Origin of the sequence: Paractinoplanes tereljensis, from assembly GCF_016862435.1 — a bacterium.
GTDB classification, from domain to species: domain Bacteria; phylum Actinomycetota; class Actinomycetes; order Mycobacteriales; family Micromonosporaceae; genus Actinoplanes; species Actinoplanes tereljensis.
The window spans coordinates 1-15,518 of record NZ_BOMY01000008.1; the positions used below are offsets into that span (position 1 = coordinate 1).

At 71.0% G+C, this 15,518-nt stretch carries 14 protein-coding genes; 6 read left to right on the forward strand and 8 right to left on the reverse strand.

Features of this window, described 5'->3' with window-relative positions:
* Positions 1 to 464 precede the first annotated feature (464 nt).
* The 3 genes from Ate02nite_RS05660 to Ate02nite_RS05670 form a co-directional block, all read right to left on the reverse strand.
* The gene (locus Ate02nite_RS05660) at positions 465 to 1,031 is read right to left on the reverse strand and encodes an HhH-GPD-type base excision DNA repair protein (RefSeq protein ID WP_203799989.1); all 567 of its coding nucleotides are present in this window, start codon (positions 1,029 to 1,031) and stop codon (positions 465 to 467) included.
* A gap of 183 nt (positions 1,032 to 1,214) precedes the next feature.
* A complete protein-coding gene (locus tag Ate02nite_RS05665) occupies positions 1,215 to 1,862 on the reverse strand; it encodes a response regulator (protein ID WP_203799992.1) in 648 nt (215 codons plus the stop codon).
* Positions 1,859 to 3,259, reverse strand: coding sequence for a sensor histidine kinase (locus tag Ate02nite_RS05670; protein WP_203799995.1), 1,401 nt, complete (start codon positions 3,257 to 3,259; stop codon positions 1,859 to 1,861). Before Ate02nite_RS05670 ends, Ate02nite_RS05665 begins: the two co-directional genes overlap by 4 nt.
* Positions 3,260 to 3,380: 121 nt before the next feature.
* On the opposite strand from Ate02nite_RS05670, the gene Ate02nite_RS05675 reads away from it, so the two are divergent.
* Complete coding sequence (locus tag Ate02nite_RS05675) at positions 3,381 to 4,115, forward strand: ABC transporter ATP-binding protein (protein ID WP_203799998.1); 735 nt, start codon at positions 3,381 to 3,383, stop codon at positions 4,113 to 4,115.
* Positions 4,109 to 6,439, forward strand: a complete 2,331-nt coding sequence (locus tag Ate02nite_RS05680) for an FtsX-like permease family protein (protein WP_203800000.1) — start codon at positions 4,109 to 4,111, stop codon at positions 6,437 to 6,439. The genes Ate02nite_RS05675 and Ate02nite_RS05680 overlap by 7 nt, the downstream gene beginning before the upstream one ends.
* Positions 6,440 to 6,711: 272 nt before the next feature.
* On the opposite strand, the gene Ate02nite_RS05685 is transcribed toward Ate02nite_RS05680, so the two are convergent.
* Positions 6,712 to 7,359, reverse strand: coding sequence for an HAD family hydrolase (locus Ate02nite_RS05685; protein WP_203800002.1), 648 nt, complete (start codon positions 7,357 to 7,359; stop codon positions 6,712 to 6,714).
* Between the two features lie 193 nt (positions 7,360 to 7,552).
* Here Ate02nite_RS05685 and Ate02nite_RS05690 point away from each other — a divergent pair, with 193 nt between their 5' ends.
* From Ate02nite_RS05690 to Ate02nite_RS05700, 3 genes are all read left to right on the forward strand, one after another.
* Positions 7,553 to 7,903 carry a hypothetical protein gene (locus Ate02nite_RS05690; protein WP_203800004.1) on the forward strand — a complete coding sequence of 117 codons (351 nt, stop codon included), beginning with the start codon at positions 7,553 to 7,555 and terminating at the stop codon, positions 7,901 to 7,903.
* Between the two features lie 35 nt (positions 7,904 to 7,938).
* Positions 7,939 to 8,625, forward strand: a complete 687-nt coding sequence (locus Ate02nite_RS05695) for a phosphotransferase (RefSeq protein WP_203800014.1) — start codon at positions 7,939 to 7,941, stop codon at positions 8,623 to 8,625.
* A 211-nt stretch (positions 8,626 to 8,836) separates the two neighbouring features.
* Positions 8,837 to 9,187, forward strand: coding sequence for a YrdB family protein (locus Ate02nite_RS05700; protein WP_203800017.1), 351 nt, complete (start codon positions 8,837 to 8,839; stop codon positions 9,185 to 9,187).
* A 68-nt stretch (positions 9,188 to 9,255) separates the two neighbouring features.
* On the opposite strand, the gene sigB is transcribed toward Ate02nite_RS05700, so the two are convergent.
* Positions 9,256 to 10,236, reverse strand: coding sequence for an RNA polymerase sigma factor SigB (sigB, locus tag Ate02nite_RS05705; protein WP_275422790.1), 981 nt, complete (start codon positions 10,234 to 10,236; stop codon positions 9,256 to 9,258).
* A gap of 245 nt (positions 10,237 to 10,481) precedes the next feature.
* Here sigB and Ate02nite_RS05710 point away from each other — a divergent pair, with 245 nt between their 5' ends.
* The gene (locus Ate02nite_RS05710) at positions 10,482 to 11,270 is read left to right on the forward strand and encodes a sporulation protein (protein WP_203800020.1); all 789 of its coding nucleotides are present in this window, start codon (positions 10,482 to 10,484) and stop codon (positions 11,268 to 11,270) included.
* Here the strand turns inward: Ate02nite_RS05710 and dtd are convergent.
* From dtd to Ate02nite_RS05725, 3 genes are read right to left on the reverse strand one after another with little or no spacing between them, the layout of a single operon-like run.
* On the reverse strand, positions 11,267 to 11,689 hold the full coding sequence (dtd, locus tag Ate02nite_RS05715; RefSeq protein WP_203800022.1) for a D-aminoacyl-tRNA deacylase: 423 nt from the start codon (positions 11,687 to 11,689) through the stop codon (positions 11,267 to 11,269). The genes Ate02nite_RS05710 and dtd overlap by 4 nt on opposite strands.
* A 13-nt stretch (positions 11,690 to 11,702) precedes the next feature.
* Entirely contained in the window at positions 11,703 to 14,249 is a 2,547-nt protein-coding gene (locus Ate02nite_RS05720; RefSeq protein WP_203800025.1) for a bifunctional acetate--CoA ligase family protein/GNAT family N-acetyltransferase, read from the reverse strand.
* A 10-nt stretch (positions 14,250 to 14,259) separates the two neighbouring features.
* Positions 14,260 to 15,444: an acetoin utilization protein AcuC gene (locus Ate02nite_RS05725; protein WP_203800028.1), complete on the reverse strand. Its 1,185-nt coding sequence runs from the start codon at positions 15,442 to 15,444 to the stop codon at positions 14,260 to 14,262.
* Positions 15,445 to 15,518 lie beyond the last annotated feature (74 nt).

A 15,518-nucleotide genomic window follows, 5' to 3' on the forward strand; every position in this document is an offset into this window, starting at 1 on the left:
CGCCTCTTGAGGTGGCTCCGCCTCTTGAGGTGGCTCCGCCTCTTGAGGTGGCTCCGCCTCTTGAGGTGGCTCCGCCTCTTGAGGTGGCTCCGCCCCGCGCGGTGTCTCCGGCGCGCGACATTTCTCCGCCGCGCGACATTTCTCCGGCGCGCGACATTTCTCCGGCCCGCGACGGCCGGCTCGGCGCCGACGCCGCGGTGGGCCGCGCTGACCGCCCCTGGTCGGCATGCCCGTTGGAGCTGCTCGTGGTCAGGGGCATGGGAGGTGGCTCCCCTTGGTCGGCGGTGCCCGGCCGCGGATGCACGACGGATTCACCGGTGTCCTCGGGGAACGTTTCATGACCCGCCGCCGTACGCCCCGCCACCCTTAACGGTGTCGCTGGGCTTCCCCGCCTACCCGGAAATCCTGGCACCGCCCGCAGCACCGGCGAGGCGAAATGCGCCACCTTCGATGAATGCCGCCCGTTACGCCTTGGCCGCGGCCTTCATCTCCTTCTTGTAGGCACGCACCTTGCCGAGCGACTCCCCGTCAACGATGTCGGCCACCGACTTGAACGAGCCGGCTTCTCCATACCCACCCGCCGCTTCCCGCCAGCCGTCCGGCTGCACTCCGTACTGCTTGCCGAGCAGCGCCACGAAGATCTGCGACTTCTGCTTGCCGAACCCCGGCAACGAGGCCACCCGCTTGAGCAGTTCCTTGCCGTCGGCCACCCCCGTCCAGAGGTTGACGGCCTCCCCGTCGTACTCCTCGACCAGCCCTCGGCACACCTCTTGAACCCGGGCCGCCATCGCCTTGGGAAACCGATGCAGCGCCGGCGGCGTGGCAAAGATCGTCACAAGCGCCTCAGGATCAAACTCCGCCAACTCGACCGCGCTAGGCGCATGCCCAAGCCGCTGAGCAAGCACCCAGGGCGAACTGAACGCCTTCTCCAACGGAATCTGCTGGTCAAGCACCATGCCGATAAGCAGCGCCAGGGGGTCGGCGGAGAGAAGCTTGTTGGCCTCGGCGTCAATCGGCAGGCTGAGCGTCATGCCCCTATCTTGCCGCTAACCCATCCGCCCGAGTCCAGACACCCACCCCGTTCCTCCACCCCTCCCGTTCCTCCTCCCCCGCGTTCCTCCACCCCCCGCGTTCCTCCACCCCCCGCGTTCCTCCACCCCCCGCGTTCCTCCACCCCAGCGTTTCTCCACCCCAGCCCCAGCCCCGGCCGCCGGTCACCGCAGGCCCGCCTCGTAGGCGATGACCACCAGCTGCGCCCGGTCGCGGGCGCCCAGCTTGGCGAGAAGGCGGCCAACGTAGGTTTTGACCGTTCCCATGCTCACGTGAAGCTCGGCGGCGATCTCTTCGTTGGAACGCCCGCGCGTCACCTGTGCCAGCACCTCACGCTCGCGCAGGGTCATCTCGGGCAGCGGGTTCACCCGCCGCTCCGGCTGCGCGACATAGGCCGAGATCAGCCGCCGAGTGGCGCCCGGCGCGAGCAGCGCTTCCCCGGTGGCCACCACCCTGATCGCCCGGATCAGCTCGTCCGGCATCACTTCCTTGAGCAGAAAGCCGCTGGCCCCCGCCCGGATCGCCCCGAACACATACTCATCCAGGTCGAACGTAGTCAGCACGATCACCCTGGTAGGCAGCCCGTAGGCGCCTTGGCAAATCTCCCGAGTCGCCTCGATGCCATTCATCTCGGGCATCCGCACATCCATCAGAACAACGTCGGGCCGCTCCCGCCGCGCGACCTCAACCGCCTCCTTACCGGTGCCCGCCTCGCCAACACAGGTAAGCCCAGGCGTGTGCTCGATCAGCATTCGAAAGCTGACCCGCAGCAGCGCCTGATCATCCGCAAGCACAACCCGGACGTCACTCATGACCCATACCGAAAGACCACGTCCACCCGCCAGCCGCCCCCACCCCGCGGCCCAGCGAGAACCTCACCGCCAAACAGCGCAACCCGCTCCCGCATACCAACAAGCCCCTGCCCCGCGACGCCACCGACCACCCCGCCCACAGCGCCACTCAAGCCTCGCCCGCCGGACCCCGCCGCCACTCGGCCGGCAGCACCGCCCACGCCCTGGTGGCCATCAAACCCAGCCACCGCACGGCCGACCACACCACTCACGCCCTGATCGAGGGACCCCGCCGCCGCTCGGCCGACCGTGCCACTCGCGCCCTGATCGACCGACCCCGCCGCCGCGTGGCCGGCGGCGCCTGTCTGGCTTCGTTCTTCTGTCTTTTCGGCGGCTTTGGCGCCGGCTGTCTTGGCCGGGCCGTTGTCGGTCACTTCGATGTGGATCTCGGCCGGGCCGATGTCTATCTCGATGCGGCAGGTGGTGGCCTGCGCGTGCTTGAGCACATTGGTCAGTGCCTCCTGAACCACCCGGAAGACCGCGAGGCCGACGCCCTCGGGCACCGTGGGCTCACCGCGCACGTCCAGATCGACCGCGAGGCCCGCGGTGCGGGCGGCCGCGGTCAGGCCCTCGAGATCGGCGAGGCCGGGTGCCGGGACCACGACCGCCTCGGCCCGCAGCGCCGCCAGCGCTCGGCGCAGGTCTGCCAGCGCGCCGCGGCTGGTCTCGGCGATGACCTGCAACGACTCGCGCATCTGCTGCGGGTTCGCGTCGGCGATGTGGTCGGCCACCGTGGCTCGTACCGCGATGACGCTCATGCTGTGCGCGACGATGTCGTGCAGGTCGCGGGCGATGCGCAGCCGTTCCTCGCCCAGGGCCAACTCGGTGGCCTGCGCGGCGGACCGCGCCGCGTAGGCCCGGCGCTCTCGAATGGTGCGGCCGATCGCCCAGCAGGCCCCGAGCACCCACACCACGAGCAGCACCTCGAACGGCTGCCGGGCCGCCCACCCGAACGCGGCTGCGGCCGTGAGCAGGCCGATAGCGACGATTCGCACCGACCGGCGCCGGTCGAGCTCGATGCCAACCGTGTAGAGGACAAGCCCGAGCATGACCAGCGGAGCCACCCCGGCGTAGTCCGGAATCACGCCGACGGTGGTGACCGCCGCGGTTAGCGCGAGCGCCAACCAGGCGGCGGCCGCCGGCCGGAGCCGCCGCACTGCCACCGGGACGGCCAGCGACAGTCCGACCAGGACGGACACCCAGGCCGGCTCGTGCCAACCCGGATGCGATGCCGCCGGCGGCTCGACAGCCGCAAGAAAACCGAGGAACGCGACCACCGCGGCCAGCAGCACGTCGAACGCGATCAGCTGGCCACGGCTGAGCCCGCGGAGGAGCACGGAGGGCGCGGCAGTGGTCATGCCCGAGACATTAATGACGGACGAGGGGCGGCGCGTCAGACCACGGTCTGAAGTTCGGGGCTCGCAACTATGGACCACGGTCTGACGACACCCCGTCCATCCCCGGGGATCGTCGACACCCATGACAACACCGATGGTCTCGCTCCACGACCTGCGCATGGAGTTCCGCGCCGGGCCCGATCCGGTGACCGCCCTCGACGGCGTCACCGCCGATCTTCCGGCCGGCTCCTTCACCGCTGTCATGGGCCCGTCCGGCTCGGGAAAGTCGACGCTGTTGCACTGCGCGGCCGGCCTCGAGCAGCCGACCTCCGGCGAGGTGGTGCTCGACGGTGTCCGCCTCGGTGAGCTCGACGAGACCGGCCTGACCGTGCTTCGCCGGGAGCGGGTGGGCTTCGTCTTTCAGGCGTTCAACCTGATCTCTTCGCTCAACGCCGCGCAAAATGTCGCTCTCCCCGCCCGGCTGGCCGGCCGCCGCGTCAACGAGGTCGAGTTGGCCGCGGCCCTGACCCGGGTGGGCCTGAGCGACCGCGCGCGGCACCGTCCGGTCGAGCTCTCCGGCGGCCAGCAGCAGCGGGTCGCCATCGCTCGTGCCCTGTTCACCCGCCCGGCCGTGCTGTTCGCCGACGAGCCGACCGGCGCGCTGGACGGGCCGACCTCACGCCACATCCTCGCTCTGCTCCGCGAGCTGGTCGATGAGCACGGGCAGACGGTTGTCATGGTCACCCACGATCCGGTCGCCGCCGCGATCGCCGACCAGGTGATGCTGCTGGCCGACGGCCGCCTGATCGACCGGCTCGAGGCCGCGTCGGCGGCGACGATCGCCGCCCGGATGGCGTCGGTGGAGGCGACATGCTGACGCGAGATCGGCTGGGTGCGTTCGTCGCGGTCCTTTTCGGCACGGCGGTCGTCGCGCTGACCCTGTCCCTGCTCGCCTCGGCGAAACCGCGGGTGCCGGAGCGATTCGACGGTGTCGCCGTGGCCGCGCGGGGTCCCGGCGTGACCACACCGGCCGACCCGTTCCCGGAGGCTCGGCCCTGGTCATCCGCCGAGGCGACCGCGGTGGCCGCGCGACTCGCCGCACTGCCCGGTGTCACTGCCGCCGTTCCCGACCGGCCGTTCTACGCCCAGCCCGTGCTCGACGGTGTGCCGGTGGCCACCGTCCAGCAGGCCCAGGGCTGGGCAAGCTCCGTGCTGGCACCCGACCCGCTGGTCGCCGGCCGGCCCGCACAGTCCGCCCACGAGGTGGTGATACCTCGATCGTGGGGCATCCCGGTCGGTGGCACGGTGACCGTGCTGACCGCGACCGGCCCTGGCTCCTGGACGGTGACCGGCCTGATCACCGCCGAGCGGCTCTACGTCTCCGACGCCACGGCGGTGTCCTCGGCCCCCGGCGTCCGCGTCATCGGGCTCACCGGGCATCCCGATCCGGAACAGGTCCAACGGGCCGTGCCCGATGCGACGGTCCTGCACGGTTCAACGCTGGGTGATCTCGAGCCTCGCGCCGATGCCCGAACCAGGTGGATCGGCATGCAGGTGCTGACGGCCATGACCGCACTGTCGGCGTTCGCTTGCGTCTTCGTGATCGCCTCGACGTTCGCGCTGACCGTGCATCAGCGCCGCCGGGAGTTCGGCCTCCTGCGCGCGACCGGTGCCACGCCCGCCCAGGTTCGGCGAACGGTGGTGCGCGAGGCGGTGATCGTCGGCGCGATTGCCGGACTGGCCGGCACGCTGCTCGGCCTGTTGACGGCGCCGGCGATCGGCCGGGTGCTGATCGATGCCGGCTTCGAGCCGGAGTCGTTCTCGGTGAGCACGCAGCCGTGGCCGTTGCTCGCCGGTCTTCTGGCCGGGCCGGTCATCTCGGTCGCCGGCTCCTTCGTGGCGGCTCGGCGCGCCTCGCGGATCGGTCCCCTCGCGGCGCTACGGCTGGCAGTGGTGGAGGACCGGCCGATGACCCGGACACGCTGGATCGTGGGCCTGCTGTTCGTCGCGGTGGGAGTGGCCGCCGGTGCCGGCACGCTGGCCACCGACGATCTCAGCGACCTGGCGACGTTCGCCCTCCTCGGCGTGATGGCACTGATCGTGTCGGCCACCGTGCTGGCGCCGGCGGCGGTCCCATTGATCGTGCGGGTGCTGCTGTGTCCGGTGCGCGGGCCGATCGGCACGGTGATGCGGGAGAGTGCGCTCGCCGGTGCCCGGCGGACGGCGTCCACGGCGGCGCCCGTGTTGCTCACCGTCGCGTTCGCCGTCTTCATCACCGGCAACGTGCAGACCTCCTCGGCGGCCTACGCGGACCACCGGGCCGAGGCCGCCGGGGCCGGCACGGTGCTCATCCCGGACGGCACCCCCGGGCTGACCGACGCGGTCGCGGCCACGGCGCCGCTGCCCACGAACCTCTACCTGAACGGCACGGTGGTCTTCGCTGTCGGTCTCGACCCAGCCGCGCCGATGGCGGCCGACAAGGCACGAATGCTCACCGCGCCGGGCTCGGTGGTCGTCACGGAGGGCCGCGCGGCCCAGCTTCAGGTCGGTCTTGCCGACTCGATCGAGGTGACCTTCGCCGACGGTCTCCGGCAGTCGCTGCGGGTCGTCGGGGTGGCGGCGGACGGCACCGTTCCGGCCGAATTCTTGCTCAGTCGGGCAACCGTGCGCGCGCACGACCCCTCAGCCCTGGCCGCGGCATCGCCCCTCCACGCCGGGGCATCATCGGCAAAAACGGTCGGAGCGCGAGCCGTCGACGTCACCACCTACTCACGACAGGTCGGCACCGAGGAGGACAGGCTCGTCTGGATCTTCACGCTCCTGTTGATCGGGGTGTCCGTCGGCTACGGGGCACTCGCGGTGGCCAACACGCTCTTCATGGCCACCGCCCGCCGGGCGCCGGACTACCGCCTGCTACGGCTCGCGGGCGCCACGCCCCGGCAGGTGCTGCTCGCCGTCGCCGGTGAATCGGCTCTGGTCGTCGTCATCGGCGCGGTGCTGGGCGGCGCGGCCGCGCTCGTCGCCCTCTGGGGTGCGACCGCCGGCCTGAGGTCACAAACCGGCACCACCCTGCCGCTGCAGGTGCCATGGCCGACCGCAGCCGTAGCGGTCACGGCCTGCCTCGTCCTCGCCCTGGCCGCCAGCGTGCTTCCGGCCCGGGCCGACCTACGCCACATCGGCCCGCCACGGGAGGCATCATGACCGCGCGCCGACCCAGAAGAACGTCGTCAACCCAGCCCAGCCCCGCCGGCTCGGCTCAGGTGCCAAGGGTCGCCCAGCCCGATCCAGTCGGCGCAGGTATCGAAGTCGCCCAGCCCGGTCCGGACGGCTCAGATATCGAGGACGCCCAGCCCGATCCGGACGGCTCAGATATCGAGGACGCCCAGCCCGATCCGGACGGCTCAGGTACCGAGGACGCCCAGCCCGATACGGACGGCTCAGGTACCGGGGACCCCCAGCCCGGTCCGGGCGACTCAGGTGTCGAGGAAGCCTCGGAGGGGGCGGTCGGACAGGGAGGTCAGCACGACGTCGGCAGCGTCCAACGCTAGATCGACGGTGAGCGGGTTGGGCACTGCGACGCAGAACAGGCCGGCTGCCTTCGCGGCTGCCACGCCGTTCGGTGAGTCCTCGACCGCGAGTGCCTCGGACGGTCGCGCGCCGAGTTCGCTCAGGGCGAGTTCGTACAGGTCCGGGGCTGGTTTGCTGTGCTCTACCCGCTCCCGGGTGGCCAGCACCTCGAAGCGGTCGCGCAGGCCGAGCGCGTCGAGGAAGCGGGTGACCCAGATCGAGCCGGAGCTGGAGGCGAGCCCGATCCGCAACCCGAGGTCGTGGGCCTCGTCGAGCCAGGCGACGATGCCGTCACGTGGTTCGGCGGCGGCGATCAGATCGTCGAAGCGCGCGTGGCGGGCCGCGCGGATCGACGGCCGGTCCACCGTGCGACCGGTGAGGGCTTCGAGGTGGGCGTACGGGTCGAAGCCGGAGTCCGTGCCGATCCCCTGTGCCCACACGGTTTGGTCGAGCTTGGCGTCGTGGTCGGCATACACCTCCTGCCAGGAGACGAACTCCGGTGTCTCGGTGTCGAGGATCGTTCCGTCCAGGTCAAAGATGATCGCCTTCCGCACCAGGGCATCATGCCGCCACGAGTCAACGGGGGCGCGGCCGGCCGACGGGTCGGCGCGGCGGGCGATCAGCGACGTGGATCACTGTACGGAACGGCGGAGAAGTGCCAGGGTCGAGCCGAGGGTGGGTAACCGCCGTGAGCGCCCGGGGAACCGGGGGCCGCCGGCCAGGCGCCGGTGTCCGAAGGGAGACGAGATGAGCGACTCGGACGAGAGCATCGCGCGGGAGATCGCGGGTGGCGACTACGGGCCCGGGATCTTCGACGAGCCGGACACCTACCGGCCGGAGAAGGGCGACGACGACGCCGGGCTGTCGAGCACGCTCGCGGCCGGCACCGACGTCGACCGCCTTCAGGATGGCGGGCCGCACCCGGAGCACGGGGTGATGACCACCACCGGTGGGACGGCCGGGCCGAACAGTTTCCGGACGCATCCGCGCTCGGGTCCGGGCGTCGCGAACACCACCACCGGTGACGCGACCACCGGTGCGATGGAGACGCCGGTCGACAGCTACACGAGCGACGCCAGCAGCAACGCGGTCGACTGATTCGGCAGCGGGCGTTCGCTACCGTCGGCCCCGTGATGGATCTCGAACCGTTCGCCGCCGGGCGTGAGGCGGACGTCTTTGCGCTGGATGGCGGGCGCGTTCTGCGGCGTTACCGCACCGGGATGGACGTGCGGCGCGAGGCGGAGGTCATGGCCTATGTCGGCGGGCTCGGCTATCCGGTGCCCGAGGTCTATGCCGCCGACGGCACCGACCTGGTCATGGAACGGCTGGACGGCCCGACGCTGGCCGAGGCGGCACTGATCGGCGAGCTGTCCATTCCGGACGGGGTCGCCATCCTGGCCGACCTGCTCCGCCGCCTGCACGAGCTGCCAGCTCGCGGCAGCGGCGGCGGCGGCAGCGGCAGCGGCAGCGGCAGCGGCAGCGGGGACACGATCGTTCATCTCGATCTGCATCCGGAGAACGTGCTGCTGACTCGGCGCGGGCCGGTGGTGATCGACTGGTGCAACGCCGGCGACGGGGTGGGAGACCTTGATACGGCGCTGAGCGCACTCATTCTTGCCCAGGTGGCGATCGGGTCGATCGAGCATTCGCTCGGCGCAGCGGCCGGGACGATGGTGGACCTCTTCCTGGAGCTGGCGCCGGGAGATCCCATTCGGCTGCTCGACGAGGCGGCGGCCTTCCGGCGGCAGCAGCTCACGATGTCGCCGGACGAACTCGCGATGATCGATACGGCGGTAGCTCGGGTGCGCGCCGCCGCCTAGCCGGGCCGGCGCCGCGCTGGGCAGGGTTAGGCCAGGCCGGGGCGGGCTGCGCCAAGCCGGAGGGCTGAGCCGCGCTGGGCAGGGGTTGGGCCAGGCCGGGAACGGCTGCGCCAAGCCGGAGGGCTGGCCGCGCTGGGACAGGCCGGGGCTAGGCCAGTCGTGCCGGGGCCGGGTTGGCTGGGTGATTTGGCTGCTGAGGATGGGGTGGGTTGTGCGGTGGTTCAACCTTGGGCTGCGGTTTGTGCTGGAGCTCTGCGCGTTTGCTGCGCTCGCCTATGGCGGGTGGCACGTGCCCGGGCCCATCTGGGTGCGGATTCTGGCGGCCGTAGCGCTGCCGGTAGCCGGCGCGGTGGTTTGGGCTCGTTGGGTTGCGCCCAAGGCTAGTCATCCAATTTCGGATCCGCTGCGACTTGTCCCGGAATGGGTGGTCTTCGGTGGGGCCGCCGTCGCGCTCCTGGTCACCGGGCATTTTGTTCTTGCGGGAGCGCTCGCGCTGCTCGCGGCCGGCAACCGGTGGGCCCTGCACGCGCTGCGAACCGACACCGGCGGCAGGAACCGCTGAATACGCCGGGAAAGCGATCGCCCGGCGGGTGGGAGGCGCCGCCGGGCGAATCGTTGGTTTCGAGAGGGTCAGCCGGCGTACGCCTCCAGGCGGGACGCGCGCTCGGGGTCGCGGAGCTTGAGCATCGTTACCTTCTCGATCTGGCGGATGCGCTCTCGGCTCAGGCCGAACTCGCGGCCCACCTCGTCGAGGGTGCGCTGGCGGCCGTCGTCCAGGCCGAAGCGGAGCCGGATCACCGCGGACTCGCGCTCCGACAGCGTCGCCAGGACGATTTCCACCTCGTTGCGCAGTTCGCCCTGGCCCACGGTGGCGCCGGGGTTGTTGGAGTCGACGGCCGCGACGAAGTCGCCCAGGGCGCTCTCGCCGTCCTCGCCGACCGCCTGGTCGAGGCTTACCGGCTCGCGGTCGTAGGAGATCAGCTCGATCACCTGGAACTCGGGGACGTCCATGGCCTTGGCGATCTCGCTGATGCTGGGCTCGCGGCCGAGCGTCGCGGCCAGGTCGCGGCGGGCGCGGACCATGCGGTTGACCTGCTCGACCATGTGCACCGGGATACGGATGGTGCGGGCCTGGTCGGCCATGGCCCGGGTGATGGCCTGGCGGATCCACCACGTCGCGTACGTGGAGAACTTGTAGCCCTTGGTGTAGTCGAACTTCTCGACCGCGCGGATCAGGCCAAGGTTGCCCTCTTGGATGAGGTCGAGGAAGGCCATGCCACGGCCGGTGTAGCGCTTCGCGATGCTGACCACCAGGCGGAGGTTGGCCTCCAGCAGGTGGTTCTTGGCGGCCTTGCCCTCGGCAATGATGATCGTGAGGAGCCGCACGAGGTCGCCGTTCGCTCCGGGGAGTTTCTCCTCGGCGTACAGGCCGGCTTCGATGCGCTTGGAGAGCTGGACCTCCTCGACGGCGGTCAGGAGGCGGGTGCGACCGATGCCGTTCAGATAGGCCCGGACCAGGTCGGCGGAAACCCCACGCTCGTCCGTCGCGTCCAGGTCGGTCAGGAGCTCGACACCATCCGTCATGCTGGTGTCGTCCGACGTCTTCATCATCTGCAGGACCACCTTTCAGTCCCCTCCCCGCTGATAACCGTCTCGTGCGTTCCCAGCCGCATTCGTGCCGGTGATCGATAGCTTGGCCCGGGACGCGTTAAGCGGAGGTGAGGCAAGCGTCCAGGTGGCATGAATCAGGGAGAACCCTGACGTCGCCAAGCCGACAGGTGGCCGAAATGCCGGTTCTGGGATCTTGTCGAGCGCCGATAGTGTCTTTGAAACGCTCCCGAGGAGGATTTGGTTCGATGGTCTTCAAGCGAATGATGCAGGCGCTCGGTGTGGGCGGCCCGTCCGTCGAGACAGTGCTGGCCAACGCCAACTGCCGGCCCGGCGGGTTCCTCGAGGGGCAGGTGCACGTTCAGGGCGGGGACCACGCGGTCGACGTGGAATACCTGGCGGTCGGCCTGATCACCCGGGTCGAGGTGGAGAGCGGCGACAGCGAGTACAACACCGATCAGGAGTTCCACCGGCAGCGGCTGACCGGCTCGTTCCGGCTGGAGCCGGGGGCCCGGCACGACGTGCCGTTCCGGTTCGACGTGCCCTGGGAGACGCCGATCACCGAGGTGTACGGGCAGCACCTGCACGGCATGACGATGGGCCTGTCCACCGAGCTCGAGGTGGCCCGCGCGGTCGACAAGTCGGACCTGGACGCGGTGGCCGTGCACCCGTTGCCGGCCCAGGAGCGGCTGCTCGACGCGCTGCTGCGGCTCGGGTTCCGGTTCAGCCGGGCGGATGTCGAGCGCGGCCGGGTCTACGGGGTGGAGCAGCAACTGCCGTTCTACCAGGAGATCGAGTTCTACCCGCCGTCGGCGTACGCGAGCGGCATCAACCAGCTGGAGCTGACCTTCATCGCCACGCCACGTCACCTCCAGGTGGTGCTGGAGATCGACAAGCGGGGTGGCTTCCTCTCCGAGGGGCACGACGCGTTCGGCCGGTTCGACGTCGACTACGCGTCCGTCGACCAGGTCGACTGGGCCGGTCAGCTGGACAACTGGCTGCGTCAGTCGGCCCAGCGCCGCGGATTGTTTTTCTAGAGCTCCAAAAGAAGCGTCCGCGGGCCTACGTTGACGCTCTCGACCAGCATGTGCGCCTGGAAGCGCCCGGTGGAAACCGCGGCGCCCCGGGCGCGCAGTGCTTCGACGAACGCGGTGACCAGCGGCTCGGCGACCGGCGCGGGGGCGGCCGCACTCCAGGTGGGGCGGCGGCCCTTGCGGGCGTCGCCGTAAAGGGTGAACTGGCTGACCACGAGCAGCGGGGCACCCAGGTCGGAAGCCGACTTCTCGTCGTCGAGGATGCGCACCTCGAACACCTTGCGAGCGAGCTCACCGGCAATAGCCGGGGTGTCGTCGTGGGTGACGCCGAGCAGGACGAGCAGGCCGTCCTCGATCTTGCCGATGACCTCGTCGTCGACGGTCACGCTGGCCCGGCTGACGGTCTGCACCAATGCACGCACGAGACAGACCCTCTCACGGGTTGCGCAGCCGGCGCGGGCCGGTGTCGGGACGCAACGCCGGCGTGCCGATCTCGGTCGCGGCGTGCAGCACCGAGATGCCGTCGGGGCGGGCCAGCACCGGGTTGAGCATGAGCGATCGCAGGCGGGGGTGGTCGTCGGCGAGCCGGCCGACCCGCAGGAGCAGGTCGATCAGGGCGGCCCGGTCGACGGGGGCGGAGCCGCGGTAGCCGTGCAGCAGCGGCGCCGCCCGGGGTTCGTCGACCAGGGCCTCGGCGGCCCGGTCGGTGAGCGGGGCGGCGCGCCAGGCGAGGTCGCCGAGCAGTTCGCTGGCCACCCCGCCGAGCCCGAAGCCGACGACCGGCCCGAAGGCGGGGTCTTCGACGACCTCGACGGTGCAGGCGACGCCGGGCGCGACCATGGTCTGCACCAGGACATCCGGCCCGAAATTTCGCGACAAATCCTCATAAGCCGCAGCCACGTCATCCTCATCAGCCAACGCCAACCGCACCGCGCCCAGGTCGATGCGGTGCCGCAGCGCACCTCCAGCCGCCTTCAACGCAACGGGGTAGCCAAGCGCGGAAGCTGCCGACAAAGCGGACGGAAGTGACGTGCACAAGGTCGACGGGACGACCGAGATGCCGTAAGCCGCGAGCAGCGAGGCCGGCGGCCCGGACACATCGACGGCCAACGGGTCCACATCGGGCAAAGATGGCAAAATCCCCGGGGGTCGACGGAGCCAGTCCGCATAGGTGGCGACCCGGGCCAGCGCCCGCACCGCCTCCTCGACCGACGGATAGGACGGCACCCGGGACGAGAGATTGCCCAGCAGGAAGGTCGCCACGGTGGGCTTCTCGCCGGCCAGGGCGACGCTGGCGAGCGCGGCCGCGAAGTCGCCGTCCTCGTCCGGCAGCTGACCGGGCAGCGGCGGCGCGAAGACCACCACCAGGGCGTCGGCCCGATCGTCGACGGCCGCGTCGGCCAGGGCGTCGGCGAAATCGTGCGCGCCGGCCTCGGGGCTGATGTCGTGCGGGTAGCCCTCGGCCACGGTCAGGCCGTTACTCCGGCAGGCGGCCACCGCCAACTCCGACAACGCCGACGAATTGCCGACCACCGCTACCCGGCGGCCGCTCGGCAGCGGCTGGTGGGCCAGCACCAGGCCGACGTCGAACAGCTCCTGCACGGTGTCGACCCGGATGACCCCGGAGCGGGCGAACAGGGCGGTGACCGCGTGCGCGTCCGGCCCGGGCAGGTCCCCGGACAGGCCGGGCGGCCGGGTGGCCGAGGCGACCGCCACCACCGGCTTGACCCGGGACATCCGCCGGGCCAGCCGGGCGAACTTGCGCGGGTTGCCGAAGGTCTCCAGATAGAGCAGGACGACGTCGGTGCCCGGGTCGTCCTGCCAGTACTGCAGGAGGTCGTTGCCGGACACGTCGGCCCGGTTGCCGGCCGACACGAAGCTGGACAGCCCGAGCCCGCGCCGATCGGCCTCGGCCAGCAGGGCCACCCCGAGCGCACCGCTCTGACTGAAGAAGCCGACCCGCCCCGGAGTGGGGAGCCGGGGTGCGAGCGTGGCGTTCAGCCGTACGGTCGGATTGGTGTTGGCGATCCCCATGCTGTTGGGGCCCACCACGCGCAACCCCGCGCCGTGCGCGCTCTCCACCAGGCGCCGCTGCGCGGCGGCGCCGGCCGCACCGGCCTCGGCAAACCCGGCCGAAACCACCACCACGCCGCCGGCGCCGCTCGCGGCGGCGTCCGCCACCGCGACCGGGACGCTGCGCGGTGGCACCGCGATCAGCGCGAGGTCGACCTCGATGCCGGCGTCGGCGGCCGATTTGTAGGCCGGCAGGCCGGCCACCCGTTTGGCCCGCGGGTTCACCGCGATGATCGTCCCGGTGTATCCGCCGTCGCGCAGATGGCCGAGCATCGCGGCGCCGATGCCCTGACCGCTGGCGCTGGCGCCGTAGACGGCTACCGCCCGGGGTGCCAGGAGCCGGGCGATCGACCTGGCCTCGGTGCGGTGCTCCCGCGACTCTTGCACCTCGCGGGATTTCTCGGTGGGCGCGATCGGGAACTCCAGATGCACCACGCCGTCGGCGTACTTGCGCTGCACCTGGTAGCCGAAGTCGCTGAAGACACGCAGCATGCCGCCGTTCTCCGGGAGCACCTCGGCGACAAACCGGGTGATGCCGTTCTGCCGGGCCGCGTCGGCGAGGTGTTCCAGCAGCACCGACCCGATGCCGCGGCCCTGGTGGGCGTCCTCCACCACGAACGCGACCTCGGCCTCGGCCGCCTCGGCGCCCAGTCGTTCGTATCGGCCGACCGCGGTGATCTGCGGACCGCTGACGATGACGAACGCCTCCCGGTCGTGGTGGTCGACGTTGACGAAGCGCTTCAGGTCGCGTTCCGGGATGCGCGGGTACGGCGAGAAGTAGCGCAGGTAGCGGGTGCGGTCGCTCATCCGGGAGTGCAGCTCCACGATGGCGGGTGCGTCCTCGGGCTGGATCGGCCGCAGGTGGACGGCGGTGCCGTCGGAGAGCAGAACGTCCGCGCTCTTCGCCACGTCAGGCTCCTCAGTCCCGGGGGTCGTGCGGGTCTAGGCCGTGCAGCGGGAACACGGCCATCCGGGTGGCGAGGATGGCCTTGTCGACCGCGTCGGGCGTGGTGCCGGGCTGCCAGGCCTCGACGACCGGCTCGGTGCCGTCGGTCATGACCGTGGGCACGACGCTGCGGGGGCAACGCTCGGCGGCAAACGTGCGCCACGCCGGAGGGACCGCGACAGAAGGATCAAGCGGTGCACCGGTGGCCACCGCAAGCAGGTGGGTCCAAGCGCGGGGCACCACCTCGACCAGGGCGTATCCACCGCCGCCCATAGCGACCCAGCGGCCGTCGCAGAGTTCGTCGGCCAGCGCACGCATCGCGATGTAGGCGGCCCGCTGGCCGTCGACCGACAGGCTCAGGTCGGCCAGCGGGTCGAGCCGGTGGGCGTCGGCGCCGCACTGGCTGAAGATGATCTCCGGGCCGAACGCGCGCAGCACCGACGGGACGACCGCGTGGAAGGCGCGCAGCCAGGCGGCGTCGGAGGTGCCGGGCGGCAGCGGCACGTTGACCGCGGTGCCGGCCGCGTCGCGCCCGCCGGTCTCGTCGGCGAAGCCGGTGCCGGGGAACAGCGCGAGCGGTGTCTCGTGCAGACTGATCGTGAGCACCCGGGGGTCGTCGTAGAAGGCGGCCTGGACACCGTCGCCGTGGTGCACGTCGACATCCACATAGGCCACCCGCTGAGCGCCCTGGTCGAGAAGCCGGGCGATCGCGACGGCCGGATCGTTGTACACACAGAAGCCGGCAGCCCGGGAGGCCATCGCGTGGTGCAGACCGCCGGACACGTTCACGGCTCGGGTAGCCGTACCGTGCCAGACGGCCTCGGCCGCCGCGATGCTGGCGCCGCAGATCCGGGCCGATGCCTCGTGCATCCCGTCGAAGACGGGGTTGTCCTCGGTGTTCAGACCCCAGCCCCGGAAGAACGGGTCGCTGGGCGCCAACCGGACGGCGTCGAGGTAGTCGGGGCGGTGGATGCGGGTGAGGTCGGCCTCGTCGGCCGGCCGAGGTGTGATCATTTCCACCCCCGGACGGCTGAGAACGCCGAGTTCACGAGCCAATGCCATGGTGAGCTCGACCCGCACCGGGTTGAGCGGGTGGTCACCCATGTCGTAGTCGAGCAGGGCTCGATCCCACACCACGGCGGTCGTCCGGTCTGCCATGCCCGCCATGCTGCCACGGCGCGCTCGGCCGCACCGCCGTCAAGGCCTTGTAACGAGGTAATATCGCTGCTGGG